The organism is Candidatus Accumulibacter sp. ACC003, from assembly GCF_907163085.1.
In the GTDB taxonomy this organism is placed as follows: Bacteria; Pseudomonadota; Gammaproteobacteria; order Burkholderiales; family Rhodocyclaceae; genus Accumulibacter.
The window spans coordinates 271,010-287,622 of record NZ_CAJQTX010000006.1 but is presented as its reverse complement, the minus strand read 5'-3'; the positions used below and the strand labels follow the sequence as shown (position 1 = coordinate 287,622).

Below are 16,613 nucleotides of genomic sequence, written 5' to 3'. Positions count from 1 at the left end.
GCCTGATGTGCTGCTTGAGGGAAGTGGACGACCCGCGCAGACCCAGCAATGGAACGCTGCATGACTTTCAGGAGATTTTGGTGATTGCCATGGCAGGGGTACTCTCGGATTGTGACACCATCGAAGACATCGCCTATTGGGGGCGCCGGAAGGAAAAATGGCTGCGTGAATTCCTGGTGCTCAAGAACGGGGTTCCCTCCACGGAGACGTTTCTGCGGGTGTTCCGAGCGCTTGACCCGAAGCAATTTGAGGTCGCGTTTCGCCGCTGGGTGGCCGGGGTGGTCGGCGCCTTGCGAGGCAGCGTCGCGTTCGATGGCAAGACGGTGCGAGGTTCCGGCAGTGGTGGCGAAACCGCGATTCACATGGTCAGCGCCTTCGCTACGGAATTGGGTATTGTCCTCGGTCAGGAAAAGGTCGCCAGCAAGAGTAATGAGATCACCGCCATCCCGGAACTGCTCAAGGCACTGTATATCAATGGGTTGCTGGTCACCATCGACGCCATGGGCTGCCAGAAAACTATCGCCCGGCAGATCACGGATCAAGGCGGCGACTACCTGCTGGCGGTCAAAGGCAACCAGCCGACGTTGCTGGAAGCCATCGAGACCGAGTTCATCGACCAGTATCAATCCGAGGCCGTTGATCGCCACCGTCAGGCCCGCAAGTCCCATGGTCGAATCGTCGGACAGATCGCCTCGGTCTTGCCTGCGCAAGGACTCGTTGATCTGGCCGATTGGCCGAAGTGCCAGACGATCGGCCTGGTCGACTCCCTGCGCAAGGTTGGCAACAAGGAATCGAACTTCGAGCGACGCTACTACATCAGTTCTCGTGCCTTGACCGCCGAAGAGCTGGCGGCCGCGGTGCGAGGCCATTGGGGCGTAGAAAACCGCCTTCACTGGGTGCTCGACGTCAGCTTTCGTGAAGATGCCAGCACTGTACGCAAGGACAACGCCCCACAGAACCTCTCCCTCTTGAAGAAAATCGTTCTCAACCTGATTCGTCTGGATACGACCGACAAGACTAAAGCCAGCTTACGCTTGAAGCGCAAAGGAGCTGCTTGGGATGACGATGTCCGGATGACGATGCTGGGCCTCACACCGCTATGACAGCCGAGTGCGGAGGCCCTGGACCGAGGCTGCATCACCACGCGTTCTCACGACACCGTAGAGGGCGTGCTCGTCGCTCAACCTCTTACCTGCGTCAATAGCGGAAAGGGCCTGCAATTGCTTCACGGTCAGTCTCGCCATGGTCGCGCCCCTAACATCTCAAAATGTGCCCAACAATGTGCCCAACGAATAAGGATAGATCGTGCGAAGCCACGATCTGATCCGTTTGTTGGACGAGCCCGGGCCGGAGCGCTGGGCGCGCCCTCTGCAAATATCTTTTTTGGATTTACCCCGCAGGCATGAATGCCGAAGGGCGGGGAGCGGGCCGTCGCCGCGCGCTGCGGCACCGTCAGCGAAGATCGCGCAAATCCGGCCGTTTTGGCGTCCCGGCCACTGAACTCCGGGCGACCCCGTCACTCAGCTTGGGGAAACTGAAGTCCCAAAGGCGGCCGGACAGCGCTGTGAAGGCGGCTTACACGATCAGGCAGCGATCGCGACGAGCGGTGGAGCAGCGACGAAGGCGGGCGATGTTGATCGAATACGCGTCCGGACAATTGACATCACGGAGCCACAGCACGGGCAAAGCATCGCTGGCCGCTCCTTGCGCGGCGGCGTGAAGCGGCTGGGATCGAACTTCAGCAAGCGGTGCAGCAAACTGATCAGGCGCTTGCAGTTGGCGTGCAGGAAGCCGAAATTGCGGGCGCGGCGAAAGCCCTTGGGTAGCACGTGCTGGAGGATCAGCCAGAGGAAATCGGCGCCGGCTAGCGAGCGCTTTTCCGACTTGCCGGTTTGTGCGTTGCGGTAGCGGAAGCTCACCCGCCCATCCTTACAAGCGAGGATGTCCTGTTCACGGATGACGCCGCGGTAGAGGTAACGACCGAGGTAGATCAGGGCCTTCTCGCCGCTGCCCACCGATTTGCAGTGCGCTACCCATTCCCGCGGATAGGACGCCGGCAGGCAAATGCCGGCCGCCTCGATCGCCGCCAGCATTTTGGCCCGGAAGACCTTGGCCATCGCCTTCTCGTTGAACAGGTAGGTGCCGTTCTTGCCGCGCCGCTTGCGTCGCCAGCGCTGCTTCGCGGCATCGATCGCTGCCGCGGGGACGACGAGATGGACATGCGGGTGGAAGTCGAGCCGACGCGAGTGCGTGTGCAGGACCGCGATGGCGCCGGGCGTGCCCTGCAACTGCCGGTCGTTCTGACTGAAGCGGTGCACCGTTTCCCAGGCACAGCGCATCAAGCCATCGAAGACGACGTCGGCGTGCGCCGCAGCGAGCCCGCGCAATTCGGCCGGCAGCGTGAAGGTCAGCAGAAAGTAGTCGGCCGGGACGAGGCGCTCTATCTGACGTTCCAGCCATTGCTGGCTCTCGTGGTGCTGGCAGTGCGGGCAAAGGCGATGGCCGCAGGAATGCGGAACGAGTTTTTGCTGATCGCAGCCTTCGCACTGGAGCTGCATCATCGGGCTGGCCGGGCCGCGGCAATCGCGCATCGCCGAGAGTGCCCGAAGCTGATCGAAGCTCAGGCGGTGGCGAAATTGCGTCATGAAGTCCGCTTCGAATTCGGCAATGACAGAGCCGAGGCGGATCATCGCGGCGTCCCCTTGCTCAGACAAAAGCGGTCCATCAGCGCGTTGATGCGGTCGATGGCGTGATGCCGGCTTTGATCCGTCAGATGGGTGTAGCGAACCGTCGTGAGAATCGAGTGATGGCCGAGAATACTCTGCACCTCGGTGAGCTCGACGCCCGCCTCGATCAGGTGCGTGGCATAGGCGTGACGCAAGCTGTGCGGCGAAATGTTTTTTTTAGCCCGCAGGATTCGACCACCGCTTTCAGTGCTTTCTGAACGCCGCCGCGGTCGAGCGGCGTCCTGGCCGTGCGTGCGCCCGCCGAGCCGCCGCGGCGATTGGGAAACAGCAGAACGGGATTACGGTGGCGCTGCCAGAAACAACGCAGGAGTCGGTAGGTGGCCGTCGGCAGCGGCACCAGGCGATCCTTGTTGCCCTTGGCATCCCGGATATGCACCCGCCCGCGCGCGCCGTCGATGTCGGCGACCGTCAGCCGTAAGCCTTCGCCCAGGCGCAGGCCGAGACTGTAGAGGGTGAAGAAGAAGACCCGGTAACTGAGCACCTGCGTGGCCAGGAAAATACGCTCGGTCTCCTCGACCGTGACGATGTCCGGCAGGCGCAGCGAGCGCGGCGGCTTGATCAGACCGGGCGCCACCCAGGGTTTCTTCAGCACGTGCTCGTAGTAGAACTTGAGCCCGTACAGATCGAGCTTGAGCGAACTCCAGGAGTGCGTCTCACGCAGGTCGGCGAAGTAATCCAACAGGTCGGCCTCGCTCAGATCGTCGATCTGATGAGCGAAGTAATCTCCCACCCGGCGGACCGCGCGCGAATACGCGTCGATCGTCTTCGGCTGCAAGCCCTTGAGCTTCAGGTGCTTCTGGTGCAGCTCGTAGTTCGTGTCAAAAATCGTCGTTGCGACAGGGGACATCTCTTCCATCTTGCGGTAACCTCGCATTCGTCATGAACATCCCTCGGATGAGGGGCGAGGTCACATCTTGAGTCAACGCGACGACAGCACCGGGGTTTCCTCCGCGTAGCGGCTTCGTCCAACTATTCGTTGGAGGTCTGATATGCCAACCAGTGTCGCGCTCGGCTCCCACTTTGAAGAGTTCGTGAAGTCGCAACTCTCGTCGGGGCGGTACAACAACGCCAGCGAGGTCGTCCGCGAAGGCCTGCGGATGCTCGAAGACCAGGAAAAGCTGCGAGCCCTCAAGCTTGAGGCGCTACGGGCCGAAGTGCAGAGAGGCATGGACGGTAGACCGGGGATTCCTGCCGGGCAGGTGTTCGAGAACTTGCGGCGGCGGATCGACGAAATTGCCGCCGGTGAGGGCGAGTGATGCGTCTGGAGTTCTCGCCTGAGAGCCAGCTCGACCTGATCGAAATCACCGCTTTCATTGCCCAGGACAATCCGGCTCGTGCGAAATCGTTCGTCGATGAACTTGAAGCGGATTGCGGCAGGCTCACCGTTCAGCCGGGTATCGGTGCGCCGCGCCCCGAGCTGGGCGATGGCGTGCGAGTACTGCCGCACGGGCGTTACCTTATTTTCTACCGGAAAGATGAGGACGGTGTTCGAATTGCGCGTGTCCTGCACAGCGCTCGTGACGTGGCGACAGCGTTTCACCGGTGACGTTGCGGCGTCCGGAATTGTTTGACCACTACATGTTCTGGAGCGACAACAAGCCGCAGCGTCTGCCCCCTCCCATCGTCATTGCGAGGAGGCGCAGCCGACGCGGCAATCCAGACGTTTGGCCTACGCCTTGTCGATGCGGGGCAAGAGTAGTGAGACGATGGAACTGGATTGCCACGTCGGCTTTGCCTCCTCGCAATGACGCGCCGCCTGGTGTCGTGTTGCGGCATTCGCGACGAGCGTCTCGGCAGGCTTGAAACCAGCGCGAAACCCTTTCGGCGTGGGAAATTGGCTTGCGCCCCCAGCCTCCAACACCACGCCAGCGGCAAATTTCTGATCCGATGCTTACCCAGATCAGCGCGCTACGCAGGACGAGTTCAGGCGTGGCGCGGCGGACGCTGCCGACGTTGACGGAAGCTACCCGGCGCTGGCCACCGCCGTCGGCCGCGAGTTGTCGGCAGCGCAGAGAGCGCTGCGCGGGCGGATCGCCAGCAGTAGCCTGTCGTCGAGCGGCAACACGCTGCGCTTGCTGGCTCGCTAGCGGATTGGCAGCCCAAGGTCTTGTATGATCGCTTCGCGTTGGCTGGTGGCTTTCATGCCAACATCGCGATAGCGGTCTCGAGAAACGCTTTTCTCAGCCATTGGCCAGCGGCGTCGGCAAATTTTGTCGGCAGCAACTGGAACCACGCAGCAGCGCGAGCCCTGCAAGAGGCTCGCGGATGCTTTCGATCACACCCCGAGAATCGACCATGGACGACGCACCGACCTGGCTGGTCAACAGCTTCATCTACCTGAGTGCGGCAGTCATCGCCGTACCGCTGAGCAAGGCGCTGGGGCTCGGCGCGATCATCGGCTACCTGGCGGCGGGAATCGTCATCGGGCCGTGGGGCCTGGGGCTGGTCGCGAACGTCGAGGACATCCTGCATTTCGCCGAGTTTGGCGTCGTGCTGATGCTTTTCCTGGTCGGCCTGGAACTCGATCCGAAGCGGCTGTGGAGTATGCGGCGGCCGATCTTTGGCTGGGGCGGTGCGCAGCTTGTCGGCTGCGCGGCGGTGCTGGCGACGCTGGCGATCCTCGCCGGCGTGCCCTGGCGTATTGCCCTCGTCGCCGCTCTGGGGCTGGCGCTGTCGAGCACGGCGATTGCCCTGCAGGTGATGGGCGAGCGCAATCTGATGCCGACTTCCAGCGGCCGCTCGGCTTTTGCCATTCTGCTGTTCCAGGACGTCGCGGCGATCCCGATCCTGGCGCTGCTGCCCTTGCTGGCGACCGGCGTCGTTGGCGATGTCGGCAGCGCACCCGTCAACCACGGAGTCGAGGCCGCCAGGATTGTCGGCGTCATCGCCGCCATCGTGCTGGGCGGACGCTTGCTGGTGCGCCCGCTCTTGCGTTGGATCGCGTGCTCGCGGACGCCGGAGATCTTCACGGCGGCGTCGCTGCTACTGGTCGTCGGTATCGCCGGACTGATGCATCAGGTCGGGCTGTCGATGGCGCTCGGCGCCTTTCTGGCCGGGGTTCTGCTGGCCGAGAGTGAATACCGACGGGCGCTGGAAACCGACATCGAACCCTTCAAGGGCCTGCTGCTGGGGCTGTTTTTCATCGCTGTCGGGATGAGCATCGACTTCGGCGTGTTGATCGCCTCGCCGCTGCTGATGACCGCCATCGTCGTCGGTTTCCTGGTCCTCAAGCTGGCGGTCATCTATACGCTCGCGTGGAAGATGGGGGTGCCGTTCCAGGACCGGCCGGTGTTTACGCTATTGCTCGCGCAGGGTGGGGAATTCGCCTTCGTGGTCTTTCAGGCGGCGGCTGGCGCGCGTGTCTTTGCACCGGAAACGGCGTCGCTGCTGATCGGTGCGGTGGCGGTCTCGATGCTGGTCTCGCCCTTGTTGCTGGTGGCCGTCGACAAATGGCTGCTGCCGCGTTACGCGAGCCGGCGGCAGGTTGCTCTTGAAGAAATCTCGGAAGCCCAGGACGCGCCGATCCTGATCGCCGGCTTCGGGCGTTACGGGCAGATCGTCACCCGCGTGATGCTCGCCGAGGGCGTCGCGTGCACGATTCTCGACCACGACGCGGAAATGGTCGAGGCCGCGCGCAGCTTCGGTTACCGCGTTTTTTATGGTGACGCGTCGCGGCTCGACCTGCTGCGTACGGCCGGTGCGGCGAGTGCGCGGGTGCTGGTGCTGGCGGTCGACGATGTCGAACAATCGCTGAAGATCGTCGACCTGGTGCGCGAACATTTCCCGAATCTGGAAATCGTCGCGCGGGCGCGCGACGTCACCCACTGGAACCAGTTGCGTGACCACCAGGTGATGCGCGTCCAGCGCGAGTTATTCGAAGCAAGTCTGTGCAGTGCGCGCGAAGTGCTCGAGGTGCTCGGCCATTCGGCCGCGGACGCACAGCTGACGACGACACGTTTCCGCACCCACAACCTGGAGCTCTTCGAACTTCTGCATCCCCACCACCAGGACCGCGCCCGGATGATCGCCGTCGTCAAGCAGGGCCGCCAGCAACTCGAGGAACAGATGGCGCAGGAGCGGCTGGAACGTGCCGCGCGCCAGCGCCAGCGACAGAAAGAGCCAGCGTCGGACGATAGCTGAGCGTCGCGTGGCACTGCCGGCGGCTAGCGCTTGTCGATGGCGAAGGCCAGCGCGCCAGACGCTCAGCCGCGATTGACGAGCCGCGCGGCTAGCCAGCGCCGAACGACTGTACCGACTGTGCCAACTCCGCGCGCAACTCGGCTTCCCGCTTCTCGTAGCGTGGTGAAAAATGAAACGGGATCACCTGCCGTGCCGCCGCCGCGCGGGCAATGCTTCCGGCCTGCTTTGCCGTCAGGTGAAACTTGCGCGCCGCCTGCGCGGCGTCCTCGTCGAGGAAGACGGCTTCGATGAACAGCACGTCGGCGTCGCGCGCCAGCGTCACGATGCGCTCGACGTTTTCTGCGTGATAAACGACGTCGGTGACGTAGGCGATGCGGCTGCCGGGGACGATCGTCAGCGCCGCTTCGAGGTCGGCGAGCGCGAGAGTTCGCTCGACCGTGCGGCCCTCGCTCTTCCACAACGCACGCACCGGCGTATCGTCAGCCGCGCCAGCAAGGACGGCCTGCTTGAGCGCTTGCAACCACGGGCCAACTTGCAGCCCCATCTCTTCCAGGCAGTTCTTCCAGACCTTGACGTGCCGCGGCTCGTCGAGCGCAAAGCCCAGCACGGGCACTTCGTGATCGAGGAAAGTCGCCCGCACCTGGAAGCTCTTCTCGGCGACGAGCAGTCCGTCCGGGGAGTGAGTGGCGGGCAGCGGCTCGCGCTGGAAGCACTTGCGGCACGCGAAGCGCGCTCGTTCGAGGCGGCCGTCGGGGTGCCATTCGCCGACCACCAGGGTGAAGTTTCCCGCGTAGTTGTGCACCAGATTCCAGGTGTAGGCCGCAAGCTTGGCTTCCACCTGCGCCAGGATACCGGGCGGCCCGAACAGCTCGATCGCGTTCGCCCGCCCGAGCGAGACGCGCAGCAGCCAGTCGAAACCGATGAAATGGTCCATGTGCGTGTGCGACACAAACACATGGCTGACGCGCAGCAGCTGGCGTGCCGGCAGCGCGCGGATGTCGCCGAGATCGAAGAGCAGCGCGCGCTTTTCGAACAAGAAGTCGACGTGCAGCCCGGGATCGCCGAAGGGTGGATTGACCAGTTGCAGATGGCAAGAGGGGCGCATGTCGAGGGCAGCAGTGGCTGAAATTCGCCGGCCAGCGCCGGCGCGTCAGCCGAAGGGCCGCACGCCAAACAGCCAGCCGTGCGCCCAGAAGGCGAACACGGCCCAGGCGACGGCGCCCACCGCCACCGTGGCGACAGTGCCGCTCAGCGTGCCCGCCGGATAGACGGTGTTCGCCGCACGGTCGCGCTGCCGCGACGAGCGGAAATCGAGCACCGCCCAGAGCAGCAGGCTGCCAAACAGAAGCAGGTCGGCCAGCGTGTGGTTGGCGAGCAGGTGCGCCAGCGCCCAGACCTTCACGGCCAGCACCATGGGATGGTGCACGCGCGCCTTGATGCCGTTCTGCGGCACATAGGCGGCGACCAGCAGGATGAACGACGGCAGCATCAATAGCGCGGCAAGGTGGCGCGTCCACAGCAGCGGCGTCCACAGCAGCACGGGATCGAGCCGCGCCTGGCCATATCCCCAGACCAACAGCACGAAGCCGAACAAGGACAGTAGCGAGTAGCCGCCCTTCCAGGCGTTCGCGCCGATGCGCGCACGCACCGCGCTGCGCCAGGCGTCGGCGAAAATGCGCACCGAATGGACGCCGAGAAAGATCACGATGCCGAGGATTAGAGTGGTCATGGTATGAGCGAGGAGAAGGCGAAGTGGTGAAGCTGCAGCAGGCACATGGTAGCCGGTGCAGCTGTCACGCCGCAACGCCTCGTCGCTGGCCGCGAAGCCGCCCGTGCTTCAACGCCGGGAAGATTCACTACGCCCCGACCAGCGCCGCGCCAGTCAGGCGTCAACACGCCCGCTGGCCGGGGTACGCGTGCGATCAGGGCGTCGGCACCACTTCGTAATAGACGCCGCTCGAGCCGAAGTAGGGCTTGTACCAGGTTGGCCCGCTCTGGTAATAGGTCGCGCCGTTTACCGTCATGCTGCGCGCACCCGGCGGCAACACCGCGTACTGGCTGCCGATCGGCAAATTGCCCTGGACGGCATAAACCGGCGGTGAAGCGACGTAGACCGGCTGCTGGACGACGACCGCGGGTTGCGACGCGCTGGCGATCGCGGCCCCGGCCATCGCGCCGACGGCCAGGCCAGCGACGGCGCCCGCAGCGGCACCGCAGCCGTAGCAGCCGCCGTGGTAGTAGCCGCCGCCATGGTAATAGCCGCCACCGTGGTACGGATGACCCGCGGCAACGAAGCCGCGTCCGCCCCAGCCTCTGCCGGCGGCCACCCAGGCGTTCGCGTCGGCCAGCGGAACGAGCACGCTGGCGGTCGCCGCGACGCCGAGAATCAGGGTCTTGAGGTGGGTCATTGCATTGCTCCTTTCTCGGCTTGTTTGGACTGTGCCAGGCCTTGCAGCTTGAAGTCGAGCTTCACCGCGTCTTTCGGGATGGCGACGTCGAAGGCCCGCGCCGGCAGCGCTGCGTTGAGCCGCCAGTCCGAGAACTCGACGCTGAAGCTGGGCTGGCGCTCGGCGCCGCGATACGAGGCGACGGCCAGGCGCGGCAGCTTGTCCTGCGCGCCGATCCAGACCTCCCAGTCGACACCCGGCGAGGTGAAGGCCAGGTGATCGGTGGCAACGCCGCCGATCGTCGTTTGCCCGACCAGCAGGGCACTCGACAGATCCTTGGTGAGGCGCGCGTAGGGGTCGGAAACCAGGAGATCGACGAAGGGCGCCAGGCTGTCTGCGGCTGGCAGTTCCTTGTCGAGGATGGCGTCGAGACTGCTACCGGCAACTTCCTGCTGCGCGTAGAAATTCCTCGCCGGCCCGATCACCGTCACCGTCTTGCCGTTGTAGTACAGGTCGTTCGGCAGCAGGTCGCCGCGCGACTCGACGAATAGCCGGTCAGGGCGTTGCAGCAGCACCCGCGACGAGGCGAAAAGGCTGATGTACTGGCCGGTCGGCGCTTGCAGCGGCACCAGGCTGCGCACCTTGAAGGCGAGCGTTCGCGCTTTCGCCAGGGTGTCGCTCATGCCCTGCAGCAGCGTCAGCGCGCGTTCGTCCGTGATCATCATCTGCGCGGGCGCCGCCGACGGCGCCGGCTTGTCGTCGGCCAAGGCCGGGGCAGCGCCGCCAAAAAGCACCGCAGCGGCCAGCGCTGTGCCGCCGAAAAGATGCACCACCGTGTTTCGTTTCATCGTCTTCTCCGCCATTGTCAAGCCGCAAGTATCGCCGATATCGAGTGCTGGCGCATGCCCCGGCTGCCCTGGCCGAAGGCGGCATTCGCAAGAGCGCGAAGAACTGGCACACTGGCCGCCGGCGCCGGGCCGGCGCGGCCCCGGAGAACGCGGCCTGCCGGCACACTACTGACGAGGCGAGGAACCGACATGCGCAGAATCGCAACTGGCTTTGGACTGGCGCTGGCGCTGCTGTCGACAACACTGGCGGCAGCTGACTTGCCGCTGCAGCGCATCAAGTTGCCGCCGGGTTTCGCCATCGAAACCTGGGCGCGTGTCGACAACGCCCGGCAGATGGCGCTTGGCCGCCACGATGACCGTGGCGGCACGCTTTTCGTCGGTTCGATGCACGCCGGCAAAGTGCATGCGCTGCGCTTCGACGCCAGCTACGCCGTACGCCGCGTAGGCGTCGTCGCCAGCGGCCTGCAGCGGCCGGTCGGCGTCGCCTACAAGGACGGCAGTCTGTACGTCTCGGCGGTGAACCGAATCCTGCGTTACGACGACATCGAGCGCCGCCTGGACGACCCGCCGACGCCCGTTCTGGTGACCGACCGCTTGCCGAGCGAGACGCATCATGGCTGGAAGTTCATCGCCTTCGGCCCCGATGGCAAACTCTACGTTCCGGTCGGCGCGCCGTGCAACATCTGCGAACCCGATGCGCAGCGCTACGCCAATATTCTGCGCATGAATGACGACGGCAGCGACCGGGAAATCGTCGCCCGCGGCGTTCGCAACAGCGTCGGCTTCGACTGGCAGCCACAGACCGGCGACTTGTGGTTCACCGACAACGGCCGCGATCTTCTCGGCGACGACCTGCCGCCCGACGAACTCAACCGCGTCGCGCGCGCCGGCACGCCCGGCGGGCGCGGCGCCCATTTCGGCTATCCGTACTGCCACGGCGGCGACCTGCCCGATCCCGAATTCGGCACCGGCCGTCGCTGCGACGAATTCCTCGCACCCACGCAGAAGCTGGCGCCGCACGCCGCGGCGCTGGGCATGCGCTTCTATACCGGAACGATGTTCCCGCCCGAGTACCGCAACCAGATCTTCATCGCCGAGCACGGCTCGTGGAACCGTTCGCAGAAGATCGGCTACCGACTCACGCTGGTGCGCGTGCAAGGCAGCCAGGCGATCGCCTATGAAACTTTCGCCAGCGGCTGGCTCGATGAGCAAGGTGGCGAAAGCGTTTGGGGGCGCCCCGCCGACGTGCTGGTATTGCCCGACGGCTCGCTGCTGGTCGCCGACGACCACGCCGGCGCGATCTATCGCATCAGCTATCGCCGCTGAACGGCTGCCGCCAAGCGGATGCTGCGATTCCTTGCTGTTGCGATCGCTGTTCATGGCGGTTCTCCCTGGCCAGACTTGTCGAGCGCCAATCGTCACGGCACGGCTGGCCGCCACTCGTGGGCTTGAGCCGCCGAGCATGCCGGGCATAGCGACGTGGCCGGGCAGCGCAAGGACGCGCGCCAGCCAGGCGACGATCTCGGCCAGCAAAGCTTCGGCGGGAACGCGGCGATACCGCTGCCAGGAGAAAGGAAATCGATTCCGAGAGCAGCAAGCAAACCTTGCTAACGAGGGACATGACAGTAACAATCAGGCGTCGACTGGGCCCAGCGCCTCCACCGCAGCCTGAAGTTCCTTGGCAACCGCAATCAGTTCCCGGATCAAGGGCTCGTCTTCCTCATACTCGCCATCGTAGAGAGCACGGTTACGCTTCTGGTGGCAGTTGTCCAGGAAACGCCACTTGGCTACCGGCAAGGACACGGTGCTGCCCAGAATCTGGATAACGATATAGCGGCTCTCCGATCGATACCCATGCCAGCGCAGGGCCGCCAAAGCGAGGCTGTGTGCTGCGTCGTAGGCCAGGCTGAAGCGGCTTTCTGGGTTCAGTCCAGGGTTCTGCGCGTCCGGCAGCCGATTCCTGGCTGATCGGAGCAGTCCGTCGAACTCGGCCTGATCCGGGGGCTCAGCCTTGAGCTTGCCGATCTTCGCCAGGTTCTGCAGAGTTTCCCGTCGGGATGTCATTGTCGTCGCCGATGAGCATGATCTTTGGTTGCTGGACTATGCGGGTAAGGAAGTGGTTGTCGCCACGTAGCTTCTTTGAGAAATCTTCTGCGGCGTAGATGCTTGGGTTCACCTTGCGACCCAGCACCTCCTCGGCCTTTGCCAGAGCCTCGAAGAGATGACTGTAGCTCAAGCCCCCGGCGATGACCATGACGTCGATGTCGCTCGCCGCAGTATCCGTGCCCTTGGCCACGGAACCATAGATGAAGGCGCAACGAACAAGATCGGCAAACTCGGACAAGGCGGCACGTAAGACACTGGCCAGCCCGAAGGTCTTGACGACAATCCCTCGGAGTTCCGTGAAGATCGGGGAATTTCGGTTGGCCTGGTAGTGTTTCTGTCGGCCGATGGGTGTCATGGTGATCAGACCGGAGGCTGTCATTCGTTCCAGTTCACGCTGCAGCGCGCCGCGCCCGGTCAAGGCAAGTTTTGCAATTTCGTTGGCGTAGAAAGACCGATCCGGTTGGCCAAACAACAGCCCAAGCACCCGCTGCTGGCCTCCAGAGAAAAGCACATCTGAAATCGACACCGAGTCTTTATTCCGCATAATGGGTACTATGGTACCCGATCTGGGGATCAGCGCGCCACACTTACACTGAGCGAAACTCTTGTTCCCATGCTTGCGGGTAACTTGCTTGCCGACGATCCTCTCGCCATTCACCCACCTTTCGCTGCGCGCCCATGGCGCAGGTCAAGGCACTTGATGCGCGCCGTGCTTTAGACGCAGAACCTGCACCGTGCGCGCCTCGTCCAGAAGCCGGAAGAAGACAATGTAGTTCGGATGCACGATCAGCTCGCGGATCTCCAGCAGTCGACCTGGCCGAACATCAGCAGGAACGCATGGTCGAGGAACGGCAGCGAGCGCAGAGTTGCGAAGAGCGGATGATCGCCGCCCTGCTAGGGAAGCAGGGGCTGTTGCCCTCCCTGACAAGCCGCAGTATTTGACCGTCTCGTTGATCAAGGGGTCTTTCGGTCGCGCGTAGCGGGCTTGCGTATACGACTCACCGAACTGACAAGAGGCGCCCAATGATCAAGTCCGAGACTTTCAGAAACGTGTGGGATTCGATCACCGACACCGCCGAGCAAGCCGACACGCATGCCCAGCGCGGTGCTGGGAATGCGCTTCTACACCGGAACGATATTCCCGCCCGAGTACCGCAACCAGATCTTCATCGCCGAGCACGGCTCGTGGAACCGTTCGCGGAAGATCGGCTACCGGCTAACGCTGGTGCGAGTGCAAGGCAGCAGGGCGGTCGCCTATGAAACTTTCGCCAGCGGCTGGCTCGATGAGCAAGGTGGCGAAAGCGTCTGGGGGCGCCCCGCCGACGTGCTGGTATTACCCGATAGCTCGCTGCTGGTCGCCGACGACCACGCGGGTGCGATCTATCGCATCAGCTATCGCCGCTGAACGGCTGCCACTCGTGGACTCAACCGCTGAGCATGCCGGGCATGCCAACGTAGCCGGGCAGCGCACGCACGCGCGCCAGCCAGTCGCTCACCGCCGGATAAGCGGCCAGATCGACGTGCGCCTCGGGAGCGAGGGCAAGGTAGGGATAGACCGCGATATCGGCGACCGTCGGCGCCGCGCTGGCCAACCACGAGTGCTCGGCGAGGCGAGCCTGCATGACCTGCAGCAGAGTTTCGGTGACGGCTTGGGCGGCCGCAACGTCGATCTGGCGGGCGAACTTGAAGTGCAGGCGGAGCAGGTTCGGACCGTGCGCGACTTCGTTGGCCGCGGTCGACAGCCAGGCGACGACCGCGGCCAGAGCCGCCGCATCGCCCGGCAGCCAGGTCGTTTCGCCGGCCCGGCGGGCCAGATAAACGAGGATCGCCTGGCTGTCGCGGATGACCTTGTCACCGTCGACGAGCACCGGCACCTGGCCAAACGGATTGAGAGCGAGAAATTCTGCGGCCTTGTGCTCGCGCTGCGCGCCAACCAGGTCAAGCAGCTCGTGTTCGACGCCGAGCAGCGACAACATCAAACGCACTTTGTGACAGTTACCCGAGAGGGCGAATTGGTAGAGGCGAAGCATGGCTTTTCTCCTGAGTTGAGGCGTTTATCAAACAGTTCAAGCTGATCGATGGACTGGCCGCTGCTTGCGTATTTTCGGCGCATGCGCCTAGAGGTCAAGCGTCAAGGTTTCCGACTTTGCCCGCGAGACGCAAATGCACATCAGGCCGGCGCTGTCGCGCTGACGATCGCTGAGCGCACTGTCGCGGTGATCGGGAGTGCCTGCCAGCACCTTGACCGCGCAGCTCCCGCAGTTGCCGCTACGACAGCCCGCTGCCGCGGCGATCCCCGCCGCCTGCACGGCGTCGAGGATGCTCTGTCCGGCAGCGACCGCGAGGGTGCGGCCGCTGCCGCGCAGCACTACCTGTACCGGCCGATCGTCGGGCCGCGCGGGCACGTGGAAACGCTCGAAGCGCAGTCGATCGGCGGCGATGCCGTGCGTCGCTGCGGCGTCGCGCGCAGTGTCAAGCAGTCGCGCCGGGCCACAGACGTAGAACAGCGCGTCGGTGGGCGCCGCGGCGAACACGCCCGGCACGTCCAGGCGTTGGCCGCGATCGCCGGCGTAGGTTCTGAGCTGCGCGCCGAACTGCCGCTCGAGGCGATCGCGGTAGGCCATTTCGCTCGCCGAGCGGCCGGCGTAGTGCAGCGCGAACGGGTTCTTCCGGGCCTGTAGTTGCAGGGCCATCGCCTTGATCGGCGTGATGCCGATACCGCCAGCAATCAATACCGCAGGCCGCTGCTCGTCGTGCACCGCGAAGTCGTTGCCGGGCAGCTGGCAGAAGAGCTGCAGGCCAAGCTGCCAGCTGGCATGGATGGCCAGCGAGCCGCCGCTGCCCGCGTCCTCGCGCAGCACGGCAATTTCAAAGGCGTCGCGGCGCGCCGGGTTGGAGCTGATCGAATAGCGACGTGTTTCCTGGCCACGACCCGGCAGGCGCAGCGGCACGTCGAGATGCGCGCCAGCGCCAACCTTCGGCAAATCAACGCCGTCGGGCGCGCGCAGCTCGTAGGCGCGCACCCGCGGCGTCAGCTGCCGAATGCCGCTGACGACCAATGCCAGTGGGCCATTTCCCAAGGCCAGCGGCAGCGTTTCGCCGTGCTTAGCCGGCACAGGCTGATCGCGCTCGCGTTGTGCAAGTTGTTGCTGCAGTTGCGCGATCTCGGCGTGCTGTGCTTGCAGGCGTTGGCCGATCTCGGCTTCGCTAAAGCGCGGCGTGATGTGCTGCGGGCAGTTCCAGTCGAAAGCCTCGACGCTGATCAGCACCGCGCGTTCGACGCGCGCGCGATAGTTGCCGTCCTCCAGACGTGCGATCAGCGCCGGATCGTCGGCCTCGTCCACCAGCGTCGCGCGACCCCATATTTTCAGGCGGCTTCGCTTCGCATAGTTGATCAGGATCAGCGCCACGCGACCATCGGCTGCGATGTTGCCGGCGCTGATGTATTGCACGTTGCCGCGAAAATCGGCGTAGGCGATCGTCCGCTGATCGAGCACGCGCAGGAAACCAGCCGGCCCGCCGCGAAATTGCACATAGGGCCAGCCGTTCTCGCCAACGCTGGCCTGGTAAAAACCATCGCGCGCGGCGATGAACCTGGCCTCGGACGCGCCGAGCGTGTCGCCGCGCTCGTCGGTATGGTCGAGCGCGGCGTAGTTTTGCCGACTTCCCATGCGCGTCTGGAAGGCGCGTACGCCGGCGGTGAAAGCGATTTCGCTAAAGGCACGAGCCATGATCGTCTCCGGTGACATTGGCAGCAGCGCGAGGGCCGGCGCGCCAGCAAGCGAAGCGGCCGACGATTTTCTAGGCGGCGGCGCTGCGCGATTCGCGCCGCGAATCACGCCACAACTCGACCTTCGGAAAGTCGATCTCGACGCGCGTCGCCTTGCCGAGAATATTGGTGAAAATGTTGATCGCCACGACCGCGATGACCTCGACGATCTCGGCGTCACTCAGCCCACTGCTCCGTGCGGCGGCGAATTCGGCGCTGCTGACCTCGCCCAGGTTGGCGTTCAGCGCCTGCGCGAAGGCAACAGTCGCGGCGGCCCTGGCGTCGTCCGAGCTGCCCTGCCGATTGAGCAGCATCTCGTCGTTTGAGAGGCCAGCGTGGCGCCCAATGGCGGTATGCGCCGAGACACAATACTGGCAAGCGTTGCCCTCGGCAATCGCCAGCGCGATGCGTTCCTGCGTCGCCTTGTCGATGCTCGCCTCGCCGAGCGCTCCGTACAGCCCGAGGAAGCCTTGCAGCGCCTTCGGCGAGTTGGCCAGGACGCGGATGAAGTTGGGCGTGACGCCGAGCTGCGCCTGGACGGCATCGAGCAATTCGCGGGTTTCGCCGCTGGCGGTCTTTGGATCGATGACTTGAACGCGTGCCATGATGAATTTCC

The 16,613-nt window shown here is 64.4% G+C and carries 17 protein-coding genes and 1 pseudogene; 6 read left to right on the top strand and 12 right to left on the bottom strand.

Annotated features, from left to right (window positions below):
• The first annotated feature begins 5 nt into the window (after positions 1-5).
• Positions 6-1,103, top strand: a complete 1,098-nt coding sequence (locus tag QZ656_RS14580) for an ISAs1 family transposase (protein WP_291993843.1) — start codon at positions 6-8, stop codon at positions 1,101-1,103.
• 480 nt (positions 1,104-1,583) lie between these two features.
• On the opposite strand, the gene QZ656_RS14575 is transcribed toward QZ656_RS14580, so the two are convergent.
• Genes QZ656_RS14575 through QZ656_RS14565 form a run of 3 tightly spaced genes read right to left on the bottom strand, consistent with a single transcriptional unit; the run spans position 1,584 to position 3,594 of the window.
• A complete protein-coding gene (locus tag QZ656_RS14575; protein WP_291991620.1) occupies positions 1,584-2,690 on the bottom strand; it encodes a transposase in 1,107 nt (368 codons plus the stop codon).
• On the bottom strand, positions 2,687-2,881 hold the full coding sequence (locus tag QZ656_RS14570; protein ID WP_291994081.1) for a tyrosine-type recombinase/integrase: 195 nt from the start codon (positions 2,879-2,881) through the stop codon (positions 2,687-2,689). Before QZ656_RS14570 ends, QZ656_RS14575 begins: the two co-directional genes overlap by 4 nt.
• On the bottom strand, positions 2,854-3,594 hold the full coding sequence (locus QZ656_RS14565; protein WP_291994223.1) for a site-specific integrase: 741 nt from the start codon (positions 3,592-3,594) through the stop codon (positions 2,854-2,856). The genes QZ656_RS14570 and QZ656_RS14565 overlap by 28 nt, the downstream gene beginning before the upstream one ends.
• A gap of 142 nt (positions 3,595-3,736) precedes the next feature.
• Here QZ656_RS14565 and QZ656_RS14560 point away from each other — a divergent pair, with 142 nt between their 5' ends.
• The 3 genes from QZ656_RS14560 (at position 3,737) to kefC (ending at position 6,887) form a co-directional block, all read left to right on the top strand.
• Positions 3,737-4,003, top strand: a complete 267-nt coding sequence (locus QZ656_RS14560) for a type II toxin-antitoxin system ParD family antitoxin (RefSeq protein ID WP_291994080.1) — start codon at positions 3,737-3,739, stop codon at positions 4,001-4,003.
• Positions 4,003-4,293 (top strand): type II toxin-antitoxin system RelE/ParE family toxin, encoded by a 291-nt coding sequence (locus tag QZ656_RS14555; protein WP_366522175.1) that lies wholly within the window; start codon positions 4,003-4,005, stop codon positions 4,291-4,293. Before QZ656_RS14560 ends, QZ656_RS14555 begins: the two co-directional genes overlap by 1 nt.
• A gap of 749 nt (positions 4,294-5,042) precedes the next feature.
• A complete protein-coding gene (gene kefC, locus QZ656_RS14550; protein WP_291994078.1) occupies positions 5,043-6,887 on the top strand; it encodes a glutathione-regulated potassium-efflux system protein KefC in 1,845 nt (614 codons plus the stop codon).
• An 88-nt stretch (positions 6,888-6,975) separates the two neighbouring features.
• Here the strand turns inward: kefC and QZ656_RS14545 are convergent, their stop codons facing one another.
• The 4 genes from QZ656_RS14545 to QZ656_RS14530 form a co-directional block, all read right to left on the bottom strand.
• Positions 6,976-7,992 carry an MBL fold metallo-hydrolase gene (locus QZ656_RS14545; RefSeq protein WP_291994077.1) on the bottom strand — a complete coding sequence of 339 codons (1,017 nt, stop codon included), beginning with the start codon at positions 7,990-7,992 and terminating at the stop codon, positions 6,976-6,978.
• A 45-nt stretch (positions 7,993-8,037) separates the two neighbouring features.
• Positions 8,038-8,616: an NnrU family protein gene (locus QZ656_RS14540; RefSeq protein ID WP_291994076.1), complete on the bottom strand. Its 579-nt coding sequence runs from the start codon at positions 8,614-8,616 to the stop codon at positions 8,038-8,040.
• Between the two features lie 193 nt (positions 8,617-8,809).
• Positions 8,810-9,295, bottom strand: coding sequence for a hypothetical protein (locus QZ656_RS14535; RefSeq protein ID WP_291994075.1), 486 nt, complete (start codon positions 9,293-9,295; stop codon positions 8,810-8,812).
• On the bottom strand, positions 9,292-10,122 hold the full coding sequence (locus QZ656_RS14530) for a DUF2092 domain-containing protein (RefSeq protein WP_291994074.1): 831 nt from the start codon (positions 10,120-10,122) through the stop codon (positions 9,292-9,294). The genes QZ656_RS14535 and QZ656_RS14530 overlap by 4 nt, the downstream gene beginning before the upstream one ends.
• Positions 10,123-10,311: 189 nt before the next feature.
• Between QZ656_RS14530 and QZ656_RS14525 the strand changes: the two genes are divergently transcribed.
• Positions 10,312-11,448: a PQQ-dependent sugar dehydrogenase gene (locus QZ656_RS14525; protein ID WP_291994073.1), complete on the top strand. Its 1,137-nt coding sequence runs from the start codon at positions 10,312-10,314 to the stop codon at positions 11,446-11,448.
• Positions 11,449-11,754: 306 nt separating this feature from the next.
• On the opposite strand, the gene QZ656_RS14520 is transcribed toward QZ656_RS14525, so the two are convergent.
• Positions 11,755-12,186, bottom strand: a complete 432-nt coding sequence (locus QZ656_RS14520) for a hypothetical protein (protein ID WP_291994072.1) — start codon at positions 12,184-12,186, stop codon at positions 11,755-11,757.
• Positions 12,128-12,754 (bottom strand): nucleotidyltransferase domain-containing protein, encoded by a 627-nt coding sequence (locus QZ656_RS14515; RefSeq protein ID WP_291994071.1) that lies wholly within the window; start codon positions 12,752-12,754, stop codon positions 12,128-12,130. Before QZ656_RS14515 ends, QZ656_RS14520 begins: the two co-directional genes overlap by 59 nt.
• Before the next feature lie 576 nt (positions 12,755-13,330).
• Between QZ656_RS14515 and QZ656_RS14505 the strand changes: the two are divergent.
• Positions 13,331-13,633: pseudogene (locus QZ656_RS14505) on the top strand (sorbosone dehydrogenase family protein); the annotation flags it as partial.
• Between the two features lie 19 nt (positions 13,634-13,652).
• Here QZ656_RS14505 and QZ656_RS14500 read toward each other — a convergent pair.
• The 3 genes from QZ656_RS14500 to QZ656_RS14490 all read right to left on the bottom strand — a co-directional run bounded on the left by QZ656_RS14500 (position 13,653) and on the right by QZ656_RS14490 (position 16,602).
• Positions 13,653-14,258: a glutathione S-transferase gene (locus QZ656_RS14500; protein ID WP_291994070.1), complete on the bottom strand. Its 606-nt coding sequence runs from the start codon at positions 14,256-14,258 to the stop codon at positions 13,653-13,655.
• Positions 14,259-14,345: 87 nt separating this feature from the next.
• A complete protein-coding gene (locus QZ656_RS14495) occupies positions 14,346-15,959 on the bottom strand; it encodes a 2Fe-2S iron-sulfur cluster-binding protein (protein ID WP_291994069.1) in 1,614 nt (537 codons plus the stop codon).
• Between the two features lie 70 nt (positions 15,960-16,029).
• Positions 16,030-16,602 (bottom strand): peroxidase-related enzyme, encoded by a 573-nt coding sequence (locus QZ656_RS14490; protein WP_291994068.1) that lies wholly within the window; start codon positions 16,600-16,602, stop codon positions 16,030-16,032.
• Positions 16,603-16,613: the final 11 nt, after the last annotated feature.